Raw genomic sequence first — 14,901 nt, forward strand, 5'->3', positions numbered from 1 at the left:
CTCCGGGCATCAGATTGCCCGCAGGGTATTATCCCTTGCGCGTGCGCAGGTCCAGAAGGCTTAGAGCTTGCCGTCCTGCACGCGCAGCTGCCGGGCGCGGGTCAGGATCGCATCCTCGACGGCGCGCACGGTGTCCGGCGCCACGGCCGAGCCGCCGGCGCCCTGCAGCGACAGTTTCAGCGCGCGGGCATCCAGCGACGGATCGGTGATCTGCACCGTCGCGCGATAGGAACGGCCCCCGCCCGGAGGCGTGCCATAGCCGGTGACGATGACGCCGGTGAACGGGTCGATCGACTGCACCGGCAGGAAGTTCAGCACTTCGAGGCTGGCGTTCCACAGGTATTTGTTGACCGCGACCGTGTCGTTCGGGCTGCGCCGATTCGAGAACAGGTCCCACAGCGTCGATTGCCGCTGCGGCTGCGCCGCCGGTTTCGAGGCGCCCCCGCCCGAACATGCGGCAAGCCCCGCTGCAATCAACAGGGCGGCGGTCAGCCGTGCGGCGCGTCTGGTCATCTGTCGTCCCCCGGGATCGTCCTTGCGCATGGACATAGCGCAATTCCTGCCCAAGCGACAAGAGAGCCGCTGATCTGTCGCCGTGCAGAAAAGGCGGTCCGCTGCCGATTCCACCCCGATTCCGCTGCTGCACTCCTATGCATGGCACGTGACAAGTGGCTGGTGCTGGCCCTGCCCGGCGGCTCTGCGGGCGGGCGGTGGGGTGTGGCGCGCGAAGCGCGATCCGCGCTTTCAGGTCCGATCCCAGGGGAGGTGGTCCCGCGCGTGCAATGGTGGTGCCTCCGCGAATTTTCAGCATTGAGAAGGGTTTGGCGGGCGCGGGTCTGGGGTCCCGGGGCGGCTGGGGTGGGGTGTGGCCCTTGTGCATCACAGCAGTTGCGATTCCAAAAGGCCGGATTTGATTCCGTTGCAATGCAATGGGGAAAGCGCGACACAACAACTCATGACCCCAAGCCGGCCTGCCCGGGCTGGGGCACACGAGAGAGACAAGAGGGAAAACCATGAAAAAGGTTCTTTTCGCCACCAGCGCCCTGGTGCTTTCGGCTGGCTTCGCTTCGGCTGAAGTCGCCGTCTCGGGCGACGGTCGCATGGGCGTGATCTATGACGGCAACGATGCGCAGTTCTCGAGCCGCGCTCGCGTGAAATTCACCCTGACCGGTGAGTCGGATGCCGGCCTGTCGTTCGGTGGTTCGTTCCGCGTCGACCAAGAAAACTTCGGCACCACCCGCGCTGCTTCGAACGGCACCCGTGGCGCCGTCTGGGTTTCGGGCACCTATGGCAAGCTGTCGATGGGCGACACCCTGTCGGCTTCGGAAGCTGCGATCGGCGACCTGTATGAAGTCGGCTACACCGAAGGTTCCTTCGCCGACGACGTCGAGGAAATTTCCTACCTGACCGGTGACGGCGCTGATCGTGATCAGGGTTCGAACATCCTGTACGAATACACCATCAACCAGATCTCGCTCTATGCGTCGGCCACCGACGGTTCGAGCAACTCCTGGTATGCCGACACCTACGGCGCCAACAACACCGACGACGACAACGCCTATGCTCTGGCCGCGAAATACAGCGCGGACAGCTGGTGGGCCGCTCTGGGCTACGCCAAACGTGGCGATGCCGACGAGATCTCGCTGGCCGGCGAAGGCAAGTTCAACAACTTCTCCGTCAAAGGCGTTTACGTAAAATACAGCGACAACTATGTCGTTGAGCCGGTGTTCGGTCAGAGCCACACCAGCGGTGACGAGGGTGTTGTCGGCTTCGACGCCGGCGTTGGCACGAACGTCAAACTGGACAACACCATCGGTCTGGCCGCTGCCTACCAGATGGACGCGATTGCGGTGAAAGGCTTCTACCGCAAGGACAAGTACAAGTCGGACGCCGACAGCCAGAGCTTCGACTCGTTCGGCATCGGTGCTGACTACGACCTGGGCGGCGGCGCTGTTCTGGCCGGTGGCATCATCGACACCGACTACCTGAACGACACCGTGCTCGACATGGGCATCAAGTTCAAATTCTGATCCGTCAGAACCAGAACATGAAAGAGCGGGCCTTGTGCCCGCTCTTTTCTTTTGGGAATCTCGTGCCATGGGACTGGATCAGATCAAGGGCCGTATCGCGGCCGCCGAAACTGCGAACGGACGTGCGCCGGGATCGGTGACGCTGATTGCCGTCAGCAAGGTGCAGCCGCCGGACCGGGTTCAGGCGGTTCTGGACGCTGGCCAGCGCGTCTTTGGCGAAAACTACGTGCAAGAGGCGGCGGGGAAATGGCCCGACTGGCGCGCCCGCTATCCGGGGGTCGAGTTGCATATGATCGGCCCGTTGCAGACCAACAAGCTGAAGCCGGCGCTGGAGCTTTTCGACGCGATCCATACTTTGGACCGACCCTCACTGGCGCAAAAGCTGGCCCGGCAGGTGCAGGCGCGCGGTGCTTGCCCGCAATTGTTCGTGCAGGTCAATACCGGCGCCGAGCCGCAAAAGGCCGGCATCACGCCCGACGTCGCCGATGAGTTCATCGCCGAATGTTGGGCGCTGGACCTGTCCCTGACCGGATTGATGTGCATCCCGCCCGATGAGGCTGATCCGCTGCCGCATTTCCTGTTGCTGCGCGCGCTTGCTGCCCGCAACGGGCTCACCGGCCTGTCGATGGGCATGAGTGCGGATTTCGAAACGGCCATTGCCGCCGGCGCCACCCATGTTCGGGTCGGCAGCGCCATCTTTGGTCAGCGCAGCTACGCCTGAGCGCGCGGCGGCAAAATCCGTGCCGCCCACCTTTGGGCAACGCTGGTGAAATATTCTCCATAATTAACAACCGATGGTTGTTTTTATTCCATTAACCCGTTACTTCCAAAGAAAGTGCGCCGCCCGGAGTGGTGTCTTAATATCCTGTTAACATTTCCCCGAGTCTGACGAGTATTTGCGATGTTTATGCTGGGCAGCCTGATCAGTCTTTTGTTCATGGGTATTGCTGTCGATGTGTCCGCCGCGACGCGCATGCCCGGCGACGACGATATTGACCCCGACGACCCGGACCATCCGATCGACCCCGGCGATCCCGATCAGGGCGGAGACGGGGATGACGACGATCCCGATGACCCGGACGATGATCCCGACACGGAGCCAGATGGCGTCGTGGTCGACGGTACCAGCGATTCCGACTGGCTGGCCGGCGGCGACGGCGACGATTCCCTCAGCGGTCATGGCGGCAATGACGACCTGCACGGCGGTCTTGGCAATGACACGCTGCTGGGGGGCGACGGCACTGACTGGATCTATGGCGATGACGATTACGGTCCGGGCGGCGACGATTCCATCGACGGCGGCGCGGGGGATGATTACCTCGCCGGTCAGGGCGGCGACGACACCGTGCATGGTGGGGCCGACAATGACACGATCTTTGGCGGCGATGGCGACGATCTTTTGACCGGCGGCCCCGGCGATGACTGGATCTCGGGCAATGCCGGCAATGACACGCTGATCGCCGGTCCGGGCAATGACGATCTGGATGGCGGCGATGGCGATGACGAGCTGCATGGCTCCGCTGAGGATGACACCGCCTGGCTGCACGGTGGCGCAGGCGATGACACGCTGCATCTGGGGTCGGGCGATTTTGGCGAGGGCGGCGCGGGCAAGGATCTGTTCGTCCTGACCGATCCCGGCAACAAGGTGCCGACGATCGGCGATTACGACCATGCCGAGGACCAGATCGAGCTGCGCTATCACGCCAGCCCCGACCAGCCGGCGCCCAGCCTGACGATCGACCGCGACGAGGATGGCGCCTCGGTGATCCGGCTGGATGGCGAGGCGGTGGGGCGCGTCCTGAACGGCGGTGGCCTGCGCCCCGAACATGTGACGCTGGTTCGGCTGGATCTGAACGGGGCGCGATAATCCTTTCAATTTCCGGGGAATTGGGCTATAGCCGCGCATCCGCCGGCCTGCTGGCGGATTTCTCCACGGGCCTGTGCTGGACGACATCCCGGCCTGTGCCATAACCCTTTGACTCTGAAAGGAGACCCCGATGTCGATCACCGTTGAAGAAAAGAATCGCGTGATGACCGAATTCGCCACCAAGAAAGGCGACACCGGTTCGCCCGAGGTGCAGGTTGCGATCCTGTCCTCGCGCATTGCCACGCTGACCGAGCATTTCAAGACCCACAAGAAAGACAACCATTCGCGTCGTGGTCTGCTGATGATGGTCGCGCAGCGCCGCAAGCTGCTGGACTACCTGAAGCGCAAGGACGAAGCCCGCTACACCGACCTGATCGGCAAGCTGGGCCTGCGCCGCTAAGCCGCAGCGCATTGCACAAGGCAATGAACGCCCGTGGATTCCACGGGCGTTTTGCATTTCCGGGGCACGTTCGGCCTGCCGATCCGTGCCGGGAAAGCGCCCCGGAAGGGTCGGGAAAAGCGGCGGAATGCGGGCGGCACGGGCCCGCTTGCGGCCCCGCAAGACGCTTCCCAAACCTCCAATTTTCCTGTATGGGCCGTCCATCTGTGACGTGACGCCCGGGCCCCGGGGCACATGCAAAGGATAGGGGCGGGCGGCAATGGGGCCGCCATAGGACATAGGGGCGCCGGAGGGTCCGGACGCACCCAGAGGAAATCAGATGCATTTTGACGAAGTGAAGAAATCCATCCAGTGGGGCCAGGAAACGCTCACGCTGGAAACGGGCAAGGTTGCCCGTCAGGCCGACGGCTCGGTCATCGCCACTCTGGGCGAAACCAGCGTCATGGCCAACGTGACCTTCGCGAAAGAGCCGAAGCCGGGGCAGGACTTCTTTCCCCTGACGGTTCACTATCAGGAAAAATACTATGCCGCCGGCAAGATCCCGGGCGGTTTCTTCAAGCGCGAGGCGCGCCCGAGCGAGAAAGAGACGCTGACCGCGCGTCTGATCGACCGTCCCTGCCGCCCGCTGTTCGCCCCCGGATTCAAGAACGAAGTTCTGGTCATGTGCACGGTGCTGTCGCATGATCTGGTCAACGATCCCGATATCGTCGCCATGATCGCCGCCTCGGCTGCGCTGACCATCTCGGGCGTGCCCTTCATGGGCCCGATCGGCGCCGCGCGTGTCGGTTTCGCCAATGGCCAATATGTGCTGAACCCCGAGGTTCAGGACATGGACCACCTTCGCTCGAACCCCGAGCAGCGTCTGGATCTGGTCGTCGCCGGCACCAAAGACGCCGTGATGATGGTCGAATCGGAAGCCTATGAGCTGACCGAGGAAGAAATGCTCGGTGCCGTGAAATTCGGCCACGAGGCGATGCAGCCGGTGATCGACCTGATCATCGATCTGGCCGAACTCGCCGCGAAAGAGCCCTTCGACTTCCGCTCGCCCGATTACAGCGCGCTTTATGCCCGCGTGAAATCGCTGGGCGAGGACGCGATGCGTGCCGCCTATGCGCTGCGCGACAAGGGCGAGCGTCACGATGCCATCGAGGCCGCCAAGGCCGCGATCAAGGCCGGCCTGACCGAAGAAGAACTGGCCGATGCCAACATCGGTTCGGCGCTGAAAAAGCTGGAATCGGGCATCCTGCGCGGTGACATCATCAACGGTGGCGCCCGCATCGACGGCCGCGACAACAAGACCGTTCGCGCCATCGACAGCGAAGTCGGTATCCTGCCGCGCACCCATGGTTCGTCGCTGTTCACCCGTGGCGAAACTCAGGCGCTGGTCGTGACCACGCTGGGCACTGGCGACGATGAGCAGATCATCGACGCGCTGCACGGCAACTCGCGCTCGAACTTCCTGCTGCATTACAACTTCCCGCCCTATTCGGTCGGCGAGGTTGGCCGCGTGGGTTCGCCCGGCCGTCGCGAGATCGGCCACGGCAAACTGGCATGGCGCGCGCTGCAAGCCGTGCTGCCGGCTGCGACCGACTTCCCTTATACCATCCGCGTCGTCAGCGAGATCACCGAGTCGAACGGCTCGTCCTCGATGGCCTCGGTCTGCGGCGGCTCGCTGTCGATGATGGATGCGGGTGTGCCGCTGAAAGCGCCGGTCGCCGGCGTCGCCATGGGCCTGATTCTGGAAGATGACGGCAAATGGGCGGTTCTGACCGACATCCTGGGTGACGAAGACCACCTGGGCGACATGGACTTCAAGGTGGCCGGCACGGCTGACGGCATCACCTCGCTGCAAATGGACATCAAGGTCGCGGGCATCACCCCGGCGATCATGGAGCAGGCCCTGGCACAAGCCAAGGACGGCCGGATGCACATTCTGGGCGAGATGTCGAAAGCCCTGACCGAGGGCCGCCGCGAGTTCAGCGCCCATGCCCCGCGCATTGAAACCATGACCATTCCCACCGACAAGATCCGCGAAGTGATCGGCTCGGGCGGCAAGGTCATTCGCGAGATCGTGGAAACCTCGGGTGCCAAAGTCGACATCAACGACGATGGCGTGATCAAGATCGCTTCGGCCAATGCCGATTCGATCAAGAAGGCCTATGACATGATCTATTCGATCGTGGCCGAGCCCGAAGAAGGCAAGATCTATACCGGCAAGGTCGTCAAGCTGGTCGATTTCGGTGCCTTCGTGAACTTCTTTGGCAAGCGCGATGGTCTGGTGCATGTGTCGCAAATCGCGAACAAGCGCCTGAACCATCCCAACGAGCTGCTGAAGGAAGGCCAAGAGGTCAAGGTCAAGCTGCTGGGCTTTGACGATCGCGGCAAGGTCCGTCTGGGCATGAAGATGGTCGACCAAGAGACCGGCGAAGAAATCGCCCCTGAGAAAAAAGAGGAAACTCAGGCCGAGTGATCCCGACCTGATCCTGCAATTCGCAGCCCCGGCAATGCCGGGGCTGTTTCACGTTCGACGGGGGCTTATGGTGCAAACGGATTGGCCGATCCTCGTGCTGACGCTTGTGGGCGATGACGCCCGCCGCCAGCCGCTTTTGACGCAGCTCGCCGAGGCGGGCCTTTCATGGCAATTGCTCATGGGGGTGGATGGCAGGCGCGGTCTGCCTGCGGAATATCTGCCGCTGATCGACCGCGAGGCGGCACAGCAGCAGCTGCGCCGCCCGATGACCGATTGCGAATTCGCCTGCGCCCTGTCGCATCGGACCATCTATCAGACCATTCTGGACAAGGGGTGGGCCGGCGCGGTCGTGCTTGAGGATGACGCCATCCTGACGCCGGATTTCGCCGAGTTTCTGCGCGGCGGGTTCCACCGGGTCAAGACCATGGCGCTTCTGGATTACCGCTTTGGCCGCGCGCTGCGCTGGCAAAGGCGGCGGGTCGGGCGCTGGACCCTGTATCGCGCCGCGCAGCGGGCGACGCTGACCTCGGCCTATACGCTGTCGCGGAAATCGGCGGCCGATCTTTTGGCGGTGACGACACCGGTCAGCCAGGCCGCCGACTGGCCGGCCGATCTGCATGATCTGGACGCCTGGCTGGTCGTGCCGCGCATCGCCGATCACAACGAGCCGGGCGCCGGCCCTTCGCATCTGGAAGGCACCCGGCGGGCCGTCGCCTGCCAGGGCAAGCATCGGGGCCGCTATCTTGAGGCGCGCTATTGGCGCGGGCTGATCCGCCGCAAGCTGGCCCGCAAGGTCGGGCGCTGACCAGCGCCCAGACCGCGCGGCCCGGCATCAGCCGCGCGCATCCTCAAGGATCATGCGCGCGGCCTTTTCCGCGATCATCATCACCGGCGCGTTTGTATTGCCGCTGGTGATGGTCGGCATGACCGAGGCATCGGCGATGCGCAGCCGCCCCAGCGCCCGCAGCCGCAGGCGCGTGTCCACCACCGAATCCGCATCCGCCCCCATGCGGCAGGTGCCGACCGGGTGAAAGATCGTCGTGCCTATGGCGCCGGCGGCCTGAACCAGCTCGTCCTCGGTCTGATAGGCGGGGCCGGGCAGGTGTTCTTGCGGATCGAAGCGGGCAAAGGCCGGTTGCGCGGCGATGCGGCGGGTCAGCCGGATCGCCCGCGCTGCCACCTCGCGGTCGCCGGCGGTGGACAGGTAATTCGGCCGGATCGCCGGCGCGGCGCGGAAATCCGGCCCGGTCACATGCACCGAGCCGCGGCTTTCCGGGCGCAGGTTGCAGACGCTGGCAGTCATCGCCGGAAAGGGGTGAACCGGGTCGCCGAACTTGTCCAGACTGACCGGCTGGACGTGATATTCCAGATCCGCCGTCGCCTTTTCCGGGCCCGAGCGGGTAAAGATCCCCAGCTGGCTGGGCGCCATCGACATCGGCCCGGACCGTTTCAGCAGATATTCCAGCCCGATTGCCGCCTTGCCTATCAGCCGCGAGGCCTTTTCGTTCAGCGTCGGCACGCCCGAGACCTTGTAGACCATGCGCAATTGCAGATGGTCCTGCAGGTTTTCGCCCAAGGCGCCGACCTCGGCCAAGGGTGCGATGCCGGCGGCCTGCAGCACCTCGCCGCGCCCGATGCCGGACTGTTCCAGCACCTGAACCGAACCGATGGACCCCGCCGCCAACACGGTCTCGCGGATGGCGCGGGCCTCGACGCGCTGGCCCTGATGGTGAAAGGCAACGCCTTGCACCTCGCCCGCCTCGATCAGCAGGCGTTCGACCTGCGCCCCGGTCAGGACGCGCAGATTGGGGCGGCGGGCGGCGGGGCGCAGAAACGCCTTGGCCGCGCTCCAGCGCCAGCCGCTGCGCTGGGTCACGTCGAAATAGCCGCCGCCCTCATTGTCGCCACGGTTGAAATCAGAGGTGCGCGGAATGCCGGCCTGTTCGGCGGCGGCCATGAATGCGTCCAGCACCGCCCAGCGGACCCGCGCGGTTTCCACCCGCAGCTCGCCGCCGGCGCCATGCATGTCGTCGCCGCCGCGATAGAAATCCTCTTGCGCCTTGAACAGAGGTAGCACGTCATCCCAGCCCCAGCCGGTGCAGCCCAATTGCCGCCAATGGTCGTAATCCGCCGCCTGACCGCGCATGTAGATCATGCCGTTGATCGAGGAGCAGCCGCCCAGCACCCGGCCGCGCGGATAGATCAGCGCGCGGCCGTTCAGCCCCGGCTCGGCCTCGGTGCGAAAGCACCAGTCGGTGCGCGGATTGCCGATGCAGTAAAGATAGCCGACCGGGATATGGATCCAGTGGTAATTGTCGCGCCCCCCGGCTTCGAGCAGCAGCACCCGGTTGCGGGGATCGGCGCTCAGCCGGTTGGCCAGCACGCATCCGGCGCTGCCCGCGCCGATGACGACATAGTCATAGCTTTCCATTGTTCTCTCCATCTGCGGCTCGGCCGGGGCCGGGCCGCGACTTGTCACTTGTCAGCCCGGAAGCCGAGCTTGCGCCCAAGGCCCGAGGCAAAGAATTCCCCGACGAGGCCGCGCCGGAACAGCAGCACGCAGACCATGAAGACCAGCCCGGTGATGATCGTCACCGGAAAATCCGAGGTGGCGAGGTAGTTCTGCAGGCTGACCACCAGCCCGGCGCCGACGATCGGCCCCAGCAGCGTGCCGATGCCGCCCAACAGCGTCATCAGGATCACCTCGCCCGACATCTGCCATGCGACATCGGTGAGCGTCGCGAACTGAAAGATCAGCGCCTTGAGCCCACCGGCGAGGCCTGCCAGTGCCGCCGACATGACGAAGGCGCCCAGCTTGTAGCGGCTGACCGAATAGCCCAGCGAGATCGCGCGCTGTTCGTTTTCGCGGATCGACTTCAGGATCATGCCAAAGGGCGAATTCACGAAGCGCCAGATCACCAGCAGCCCGATCAGGAACACCCCAAGGACAAAGTAATACATGTTCATGGTGTCGTTCAGGTCCACCAGCCCGAACAGGTGGCCGCGCGGCACCGACTGGATGCCGTCCTCGCCATGGGTAAAGGGCGCCTGCAGGCAGAAAAAGAAGAACATCTGCGACAGCGCCAGCGTGATCATGGCGAAATAGATGCCCTGGCGGCGGATGGCGATGGCGCCCATCACCAGCCCCAGCGCGGCGGCGCCAAGGACGCCCAGCAGGATTCCGGCCTCGGGCGACCAGCCCCATTCCTTGACGGCATGGGCGGTGAAATAGGCCGCGCCACCAAAAAAGGCCGCATGGCCAAAGGACAGTAGGCCGGTATAGCCCAGCAGCAGGTTGAAGGCCGAGGCAAAGAGCGCGAAGGCCAGCAGCTTCATCAGAAAGATCGGGTAGAGGAACTGCGGCGCGATGAACAGCGCCGCCAGCATCGCCAGCCCCAGCACCAGCCGGATGCTGCGTGCCTGCGGGTGGACCGCGACGGTATCGGTCGGGATCGGCTCGGATTTGCCGGCCATGTCAGGCCTCCTTTCCGAAAAGGCCCGCAGGCCGCAGGATCAGCACGATGGCCATGATGACGAAGATCACGATGTTCGAGGCCTCGGGGTAGAACACCTTGGTCAGCCCCTCGACCACGCCCAGCAGATAGCCGGTGACGATGGCGCCAAGGATCGAGCCCATGCCGCCGACCACCACCACCGCAAAGACGATGATGATCAGGTTCGAGCCCATCAGCGGGCTGACCTGATAGACCGGCGCTGCCAGCACGCCGGCAAAGGCGGCAAGCCCGGCGCCAAGCGCATAGGTCAGCGTCAGCAGAAGCGGTACGTTGACGCCGAAGGCCTGCACCAGCACCGGGTTTTCCGTCGCCGCGCGCAGATAGGCGCCCAGCTTGGTCTTTTCGATCAAAACCCAAGAGGCAATGCAGACCGCCAGCGAGGCGATGACCACCCAGCCGCGATAGACCGGCAGGAACATGAAGCCCAGATTGACCGCGCCGGTCAGTTGCGGCGGCGGTGCATAGGGCTTGCCCGAAGCGCCGTAGAAATAGCGGAAGGTGCCCTCGATCGCCAAGGCGAGGCCAAAGGTGAACAAGAGCCCGTAAAGCGGGTCCAGTTTGTAAAGCCGCGACAGCATGGTGCGCTCGATCACGGCGGCGAACAGGCCGACGATCAGCGGCGCAAGGATCAGCGCGAACCAGTAGTTCACCCCGCCCACTGTCAGCAGCAACAGCGCGGCAAAGGCGCCCAGCATGTATTGCGCACCATGGGCAAAGTTGATGACGCGCAGCAGGCCAAAGATGATGGCCAGCCCCAGGGACAGCAGCGCATAGAAGCTGCCGTTGATCAGCCCGACCAGCAACTGCCCCATCAGCGCCTGCAGGGGCACGCCGAAGATCATGGTCATGTCATACCCCCAATTCGCGATGCAGAAGGTCCATCCGGTTCGGCAGTTCGGCCACCGGGAATTCGGCCACCATCTTGCCGTGGTCCATCAGATAGAAGCGGTCGGCCACCTTGGCGGCAAAGCGGAAGTTCTGTTCCACCAGCACCACGGTCATGCCGCGCGCCTTGAGCTGCACCAGCACATCGCCGATGGCCTGAATGATGACCGGGGCCAGCCCCTCGGTCGGCTCGTCCAGCAGCAGGCAGCGCGCGCCGGTGCGCAGGATGCGGGCCAAGGCCAGCATCTGCTGTTCGCCCCCTGACAGCTTGGTGCCGGGGCTGTTGCGGCGCTCCTTGAGGTTCGGGAACAGCGTGTAGATTTCCTCGACCGACATGCCGCCCTCGGCGACTTTCGGCGGCAGCATCAGGTTTTCCTCGACCGAGAGGCTGGCAAAGATGCCGCGTTCCTCGGGGATGAAGCCCAGACCGGCGCGGGCGGTCTTGTGCAGGGGCAGGGCCATCATGTCCTGCCCGGCAAAGCTGATCTTGCCGCTGCGCTTGCGCAGGATGCCCATGATGCTGCGCAGGGTGGTGGTCTTGCCCATGCCGTTGCGGCCAAGGATGCAGATCATCTCGCCCTGGTTCACATGCAGGTTCACCCCGTGCAGGACATGGCTTTCGCCATACCAGGCTTGCAGGTTCTCGACGGACAGCAGGGCGCTCATGCCTCGGACCCCATATAGGCGGTGCGCACGCGCGGATCGTTCGACACGGTGGCGTAATCGCCCCGCGCGATGATCTCGCCGCGTTGCAACACGGTGACGTGGTCGCAGATGTCGGCCACGACGTTCAGATTGTGCTCGACCATCAGCACGGCGCGTTCGGTGGCGACGTTGCGGATGATCTCGGCCACCATCTGCACGTCCTCCTGTCCCATGCCGGCCATGGGTTCGTCCAGCAGCAGAACCTCGGGTTCCAGCGCCAGCGTGGTCGCGATCTCCAGCACGCGCTTGCGGCCATAGGACAGATCGGCGGCACGATGGTCGCGCCAGCGGGCCAGCCCCAGCTGTTCGATCAGCTCATCCGCCCGCGCGTCCAGCCGGTCCAGCGAAGACAGCGGCAGCCAGAACTGCGTCGCCAGCCCCGCCGGGCGTTGCAGCGCGACCTTGACGTTTTCGCGCACGCTCAGATGCGGAAACACCGCCGAGATCTGAAAGCTGCGCACCAGCCCCATGCGGGCGACCTTGTCGGGCGGCGTGCGGGTGATGTCCTGACCCAGCAGCGTGATCTGGCCCCGCGTCGGTTGCAGGAATTTGGTCAAAAGGTTGAAGACCGTGGTCTTGCCGGCGCCGTTCGGCCCGATCAGCGCGTGGATCCGGGCGTGATGCACGTCCAGATCCACCCCGTTCACCGCCGTGAACCCGGCGAAATCCTTGCCCAGACCGCGGGCGGACAAAACCACCCGCGGCTCGGCCGTTGCAGCCGGACCTGCCATCACTTGACCAGCGGGCAGCCGCTTTTCGCGGGATCAAGGAAAGCCTGGTCGCCGGGGATGGTGGCCAGAACCTTGTAATAGTCCCAGTCCTCCTTGACGTCGGCGGGGGCCTTGACCTCCATCAGATAGGCGTCCTTGATCAGCCGCCCGTTCGGCCCGACCTTGCCGCCTTGGGCAAAGACGTCATCGACCGGCATCTCATGCAGTTTCTTGGCGACGGCTTCGGTCTCATCGGTGCCGGCGGCCTGCACGGCCTTCAGATATTGCGTGACTGCCGAATAGGTGCCGGCATGGACCATGTTCGGCATCGCGCCGGTGCGCTCGAAGAAGCGCTTGCCGAAGGCGGCCGATTCCGGGTTGCGGTTCCAGTAGAAGCTTTCGGTCAGGGTCAGGCCCTGCGCCGCCTCGACGCCCAGCCCATGCACCTCGGCGATGGAGAACAAGAGTGCCGCCAGTTTCTGGCCGCCGGCGGTGATGCCGAATTCCGCCGCCTGCTTGATGGCGTTCTGCGTGTCGAGGCCGGCGTTCGCCAGACCGATCACCTTGGCGCCCGAGCTTTGCGCCTGCAGCAGGAAGGACGAAAAATCCGTCGTCGCCAGCGGGTGACGCACGGTGCCGACCACGGTGCCGCCATGTTCCTTGACCACGTTCGAGGTCTGCTCTTCCAGAGAATAGCCAAAGGCATAATCGGCAGTCAGGAAGAACCAGCTGTCGCCGCCCTCTTTCACCAGCGCGCCGCCGGTGCCCACGGCCAGCATATGCGTGTCATAGGCCCAGTGGAATCCATAGGGCGTGCAGGCCTTGCCGGTCAGGTCGGTGGTGGCGGCGCCGGTGTTGATGGTGATCTTTTTCTTGTCGAGGCTCAGCGCCTGCACGGCCAGACCCACCGAGGAGGTGGTCAGGTCCATGATCGTGTCGACCTGATCGGTGTCATACCATTGCCGGGCGATGTTCGAGGCGATGTCGGGCTTGTTCTGGTGGTCGGCGCTGACCAGCTCGATCGGCGCATCCAGCACCTTGCCGCCGAAATCCTCGATCGCCATCTTGGCCGCCTCGACCGAGTTCTTGCCGCCGAAATCGGCATAGACCCCGGACTGGTCGTTCAGGATGCCGATCTTGACCTTGCCATCCGAAACCTCGGCCATCGCCGGCACCGCCATCACAGCGGTCGTGAGCAGAATCTTGTGCATGTTTCCTCCCTGACCGTCCGTTACGCCGGCGCCTGCGCCAGCGGGGGACGTTTTTTCGGGCGACCTTCCTCCTGCCGCCCCTTGTGGAACGATGCAGGCAAAATCGCTTTGACACAAGCGTTCAGATAGGTTCTATTTCTTACAGCTCCTGTCCATTTATGAACATATGTCGACGCTCAGCTGGGACGATCTGCAATTTTTCCTTGCCGTGGTGCGCGAAAGGCAATTGTCGCGGGCGGCGCGACAGCTGGGCACCTCGCATGTCACCGTCTCGCGCCGCATCGACCGGCTGGAGCGGGCGCTGAACACCCGGCTGTTCGAACGCAATCCGCGCGGATACGAACCCACCCCGGCCAGCATGCGCCTGATCGAGACCGCCGAGCGCATGGAAGAGGCGGCAAGCCAGTTGCCGCGCGGTCATGGCATCGCCTCGAACCCGCTGCGCGCGCTGCGGCTGGCGATGCCCGAGGGATTCGCCAGCCTGTTTTCCACCTATCTGCTGCCCGAATTCATCGCCCGCTTTCCGCATCTGCTGCCCGAGATGATCCCGATGCCGCAGGTGCTGTCGCTGTCGCGGCGCGAGGCCGATATCTGGGTCACGCTGGACCCGATGGCGGGTGGCCCCTATCGCTCGCAGCGGCTGGCCGATTATACGCTGCATCTTTATGCGACGCCGCACTATCTGGCCACGCATCCGCCGATCACCAGCCCCGAGGATCTGCTGGAACACCGCATCATCGGCTATATCGAGGAAATGATCTTTGCCCCCGGCCTCGACTACTTGCGCGAGGTGCATCCGGCGCTGCGGGCCACGGTCAAAAGCTCAAGCATCTTCAACCAGCTGGCGGCAGTGCGCAACGGGCTGGGCGTGGGGGTTCTGCCCTATTTCATCGCCGGAAAATACCCCGAGGAGCTGCATCTGGTCCTGCCCGGACAGGTGCGCCTGACCCGCAGCTATTGGCTGACCTGTCACCGCGACCTGCGCATGATGCGCTGGGCCGGGGCGGTGATCGAGTTTCTGACCGACACGCTGCATGCGCGCGGCTCGGAGCTGGAACTGCCGCAGGGGCTAGGCGCGCCCGCCACCTGAATAGGGGCGCGTGAAGCC

At 64.3% G+C, this 14,901-nt stretch carries 14 protein-coding genes; 7 read left to right on the plus strand and 7 right to left on the minus strand.

Going from position 1 to position 14,901, the window contains the following annotated elements; all coding sequences use genetic code 11:
* Positions 1 to 60: 60 nt before the first annotated feature.
* The gene (locus GL279_RS01935; RefSeq protein ID WP_155062937.1) at positions 61 to 513 is read right to left on the minus strand and encodes a DUF3576 domain-containing protein; all 453 of its coding nucleotides are present in this window, start codon (positions 511 to 513) and stop codon (positions 61 to 63) included.
* 500 nt (positions 514 to 1,013) lie between these two features.
* Here GL279_RS01935 and GL279_RS01940 point away from each other — a divergent pair, with 500 nt between their 5' ends.
* The 6 genes from GL279_RS01940 (at position 1,014) to GL279_RS01965 (ending at position 7,572) form a co-directional block, all read left to right on the plus strand.
* Complete coding sequence (locus tag GL279_RS01940) at positions 1,014 to 2,030, plus strand: porin (RefSeq protein WP_155062938.1); 1,017 nt, start codon at positions 1,014 to 1,016, stop codon at positions 2,028 to 2,030.
* A 67-nt stretch (positions 2,031 to 2,097) separates the two neighbouring features.
* Positions 2,098 to 2,751 (plus strand): YggS family pyridoxal phosphate-dependent enzyme, encoded by a 654-nt coding sequence (locus GL279_RS01945; RefSeq protein WP_155062939.1) that lies wholly within the window; start codon positions 2,098 to 2,100, stop codon positions 2,749 to 2,751.
* Between the two features lie 180 nt (positions 2,752 to 2,931).
* Positions 2,932 to 3,897 (plus strand): calcium-binding protein, encoded by a 966-nt coding sequence (locus tag GL279_RS01950; protein ID WP_246175086.1) that lies wholly within the window; start codon positions 2,932 to 2,934, stop codon positions 3,895 to 3,897.
* A gap of 130 nt (positions 3,898 to 4,027) precedes the next feature.
* Positions 4,028 to 4,297, plus strand: coding sequence for a 30S ribosomal protein S15 (rpsO, locus tag GL279_RS01955; protein WP_155039078.1), 270 nt, complete (start codon positions 4,028 to 4,030; stop codon positions 4,295 to 4,297).
* A 319-nt stretch (positions 4,298 to 4,616) separates the two neighbouring features.
* The gene (gene pnp, locus GL279_RS01960; RefSeq protein WP_155062940.1) at positions 4,617 to 6,767 is read left to right on the plus strand and encodes a polyribonucleotide nucleotidyltransferase; all 2,151 of its coding nucleotides are present in this window, start codon (positions 4,617 to 4,619) and stop codon (positions 6,765 to 6,767) included.
* Positions 6,768 to 6,834: 67 nt separating this feature from the next.
* Positions 6,835 to 7,572: a glycosyltransferase family 25 protein gene (locus GL279_RS01965; protein ID WP_170293901.1), complete on the plus strand. Its 738-nt coding sequence runs from the start codon at positions 6,835 to 6,837 to the stop codon at positions 7,570 to 7,572.
* 27 nt (positions 7,573 to 7,599) lie between these two features.
* Here GL279_RS01965 and GL279_RS01970 read toward each other — a convergent pair whose 3' ends face one another.
* From GL279_RS01970 to GL279_RS01995, 6 genes are read right to left on the minus strand one after another with little or no spacing between them, the layout of a single operon-like run.
* Positions 7,600 to 9,198: a GMC family oxidoreductase gene (locus GL279_RS01970; protein WP_155062942.1), complete on the minus strand. Its 1,599-nt coding sequence runs from the start codon at positions 9,196 to 9,198 to the stop codon at positions 7,600 to 7,602.
* 44 nt (positions 9,199 to 9,242) lie between these two features.
* Entirely contained in the window at positions 9,243 to 10,241 is a 999-nt protein-coding gene (locus GL279_RS01975) for a branched-chain amino acid ABC transporter permease (protein WP_155062943.1), read from the minus strand.
* A gap of 1 nt (position 10,242) precedes the next feature.
* Positions 10,243 to 11,130 (minus strand): branched-chain amino acid ABC transporter permease, encoded by an 888-nt coding sequence (locus GL279_RS01980; protein WP_155062944.1) that lies wholly within the window; start codon positions 11,128 to 11,130, stop codon positions 10,243 to 10,245.
* Position 11,131: 1 nt separating this feature from the next.
* On the minus strand, positions 11,132 to 11,833 hold the full coding sequence (locus GL279_RS01985) for an ABC transporter ATP-binding protein (protein WP_155062945.1): 702 nt from the start codon (positions 11,831 to 11,833) through the stop codon (positions 11,132 to 11,134).
* Positions 11,830 to 12,603 carry an ABC transporter ATP-binding protein gene (locus GL279_RS01990; RefSeq protein WP_155062946.1) on the minus strand — a complete coding sequence of 258 codons (774 nt, stop codon included), beginning with the start codon at positions 12,601 to 12,603 and terminating at the stop codon, positions 11,830 to 11,832. The genes GL279_RS01985 and GL279_RS01990 overlap by 4 nt, the downstream gene beginning before the upstream one ends.
* Positions 12,603 to 13,793: an ABC transporter substrate-binding protein gene (locus GL279_RS01995; protein ID WP_155062947.1), complete on the minus strand. Its 1,191-nt coding sequence runs from the start codon at positions 13,791 to 13,793 to the stop codon at positions 12,603 to 12,605. The genes GL279_RS01990 and GL279_RS01995 overlap by 1 nt, the downstream gene beginning before the upstream one ends.
* A gap of 166 nt (positions 13,794 to 13,959) precedes the next feature.
* Here GL279_RS01995 and GL279_RS02000 point away from each other — a divergent pair, with 166 nt between their 5' ends.
* Positions 13,960 to 14,883, plus strand: coding sequence for a LysR family transcriptional regulator (locus GL279_RS02000; RefSeq protein ID WP_155062948.1), 924 nt, complete (start codon positions 13,960 to 13,962; stop codon positions 14,881 to 14,883).
* Positions 14,884 to 14,901: the final 18 nt, after the last annotated feature.

Origin of the sequence: Paracoccus limosus (assembly GCF_009711185.1) — a bacterium.
Lineage (GTDB): Bacteria > Pseudomonadota > Alphaproteobacteria > Rhodobacterales > Rhodobacteraceae > Paracoccus > Paracoccus limosus.

Excerpts from the sequence above, each read along its gene's own strand:
- GL279_RS01935 (WP_155062937.1), bottom strand. The coding sequence starts at position 513 with ATGACCAGACGCGCCGCACGGCTGACCGCCGCCCTGTTGATTGCAGCG.
- GL279_RS01940 (WP_155062938.1), top strand. The coding sequence starts at position 1,014 with ATGAAAAAGGTTCTTTTCGCCACCAGCGCCCTGGTGCTTTCGGCTGGC.
- GL279_RS01945 (WP_155062939.1), top strand. The coding sequence starts at position 2,098 with ATGGGACTGGATCAGATCAAGGGCCGTATCGCGGCCGCCGAAACTGCG.
- GL279_RS01950 (WP_246175086.1), top strand. The coding sequence starts at position 2,932 with ATGTTTATGCTGGGCAGCCTGATCAGTCTTTTGTTCATGGGTATTGCT.
- rpsO (WP_155039078.1), top strand. The coding sequence starts at position 4,028 with ATGTCGATCACCGTTGAAGAAAAGAATCGCGTGATGACCGAATTCGCC.
- pnp (WP_155062940.1), top strand. The coding sequence starts at position 4,617 with ATGCATTTTGACGAAGTGAAGAAATCCATCCAGTGGGGCCAGGAAACG.
- GL279_RS01965 (WP_170293901.1), top strand. The coding sequence starts at position 6,835 with ATGGTGCAAACGGATTGGCCGATCCTCGTGCTGACGCTTGTGGGCGAT.
- GL279_RS01970 (WP_155062942.1), bottom strand. The coding sequence starts at position 9,198 with ATGGAAAGCTATGACTATGTCGTCATCGGCGCGGGCAGCGCCGGATGC.
- GL279_RS01975 (WP_155062943.1), bottom strand. The coding sequence starts at position 10,241 with ATGGCCGGCAAATCCGAGCCGATCCCGACCGATACCGTCGCGGTCCAC.
- GL279_RS01980 (WP_155062944.1), bottom strand. The coding sequence starts at position 11,130 with ATGACCATGATCTTCGGCGTGCCCCTGCAGGCGCTGATGGGGCAGTTG.
- GL279_RS01985 (WP_155062945.1), bottom strand. The coding sequence starts at position 11,833 with ATGAGCGCCCTGCTGTCCGTCGAGAACCTGCAAGCCTGGTATGGCGAA.
- GL279_RS01990 (WP_155062946.1), bottom strand. The coding sequence starts at position 12,603 with ATGGCAGGTCCGGCTGCAACGGCCGAGCCGCGGGTGGTTTTGTCCGCC.
- GL279_RS01995 (WP_155062947.1), bottom strand. The coding sequence starts at position 13,793 with ATGCACAAGATTCTGCTCACGACCGCTGTGATGGCGGTGCCGGCGATG.
- GL279_RS02000 (WP_155062948.1), top strand. The coding sequence starts at position 13,960 with ATGTCGACGCTCAGCTGGGACGATCTGCAATTTTTCCTTGCCGTGGTG.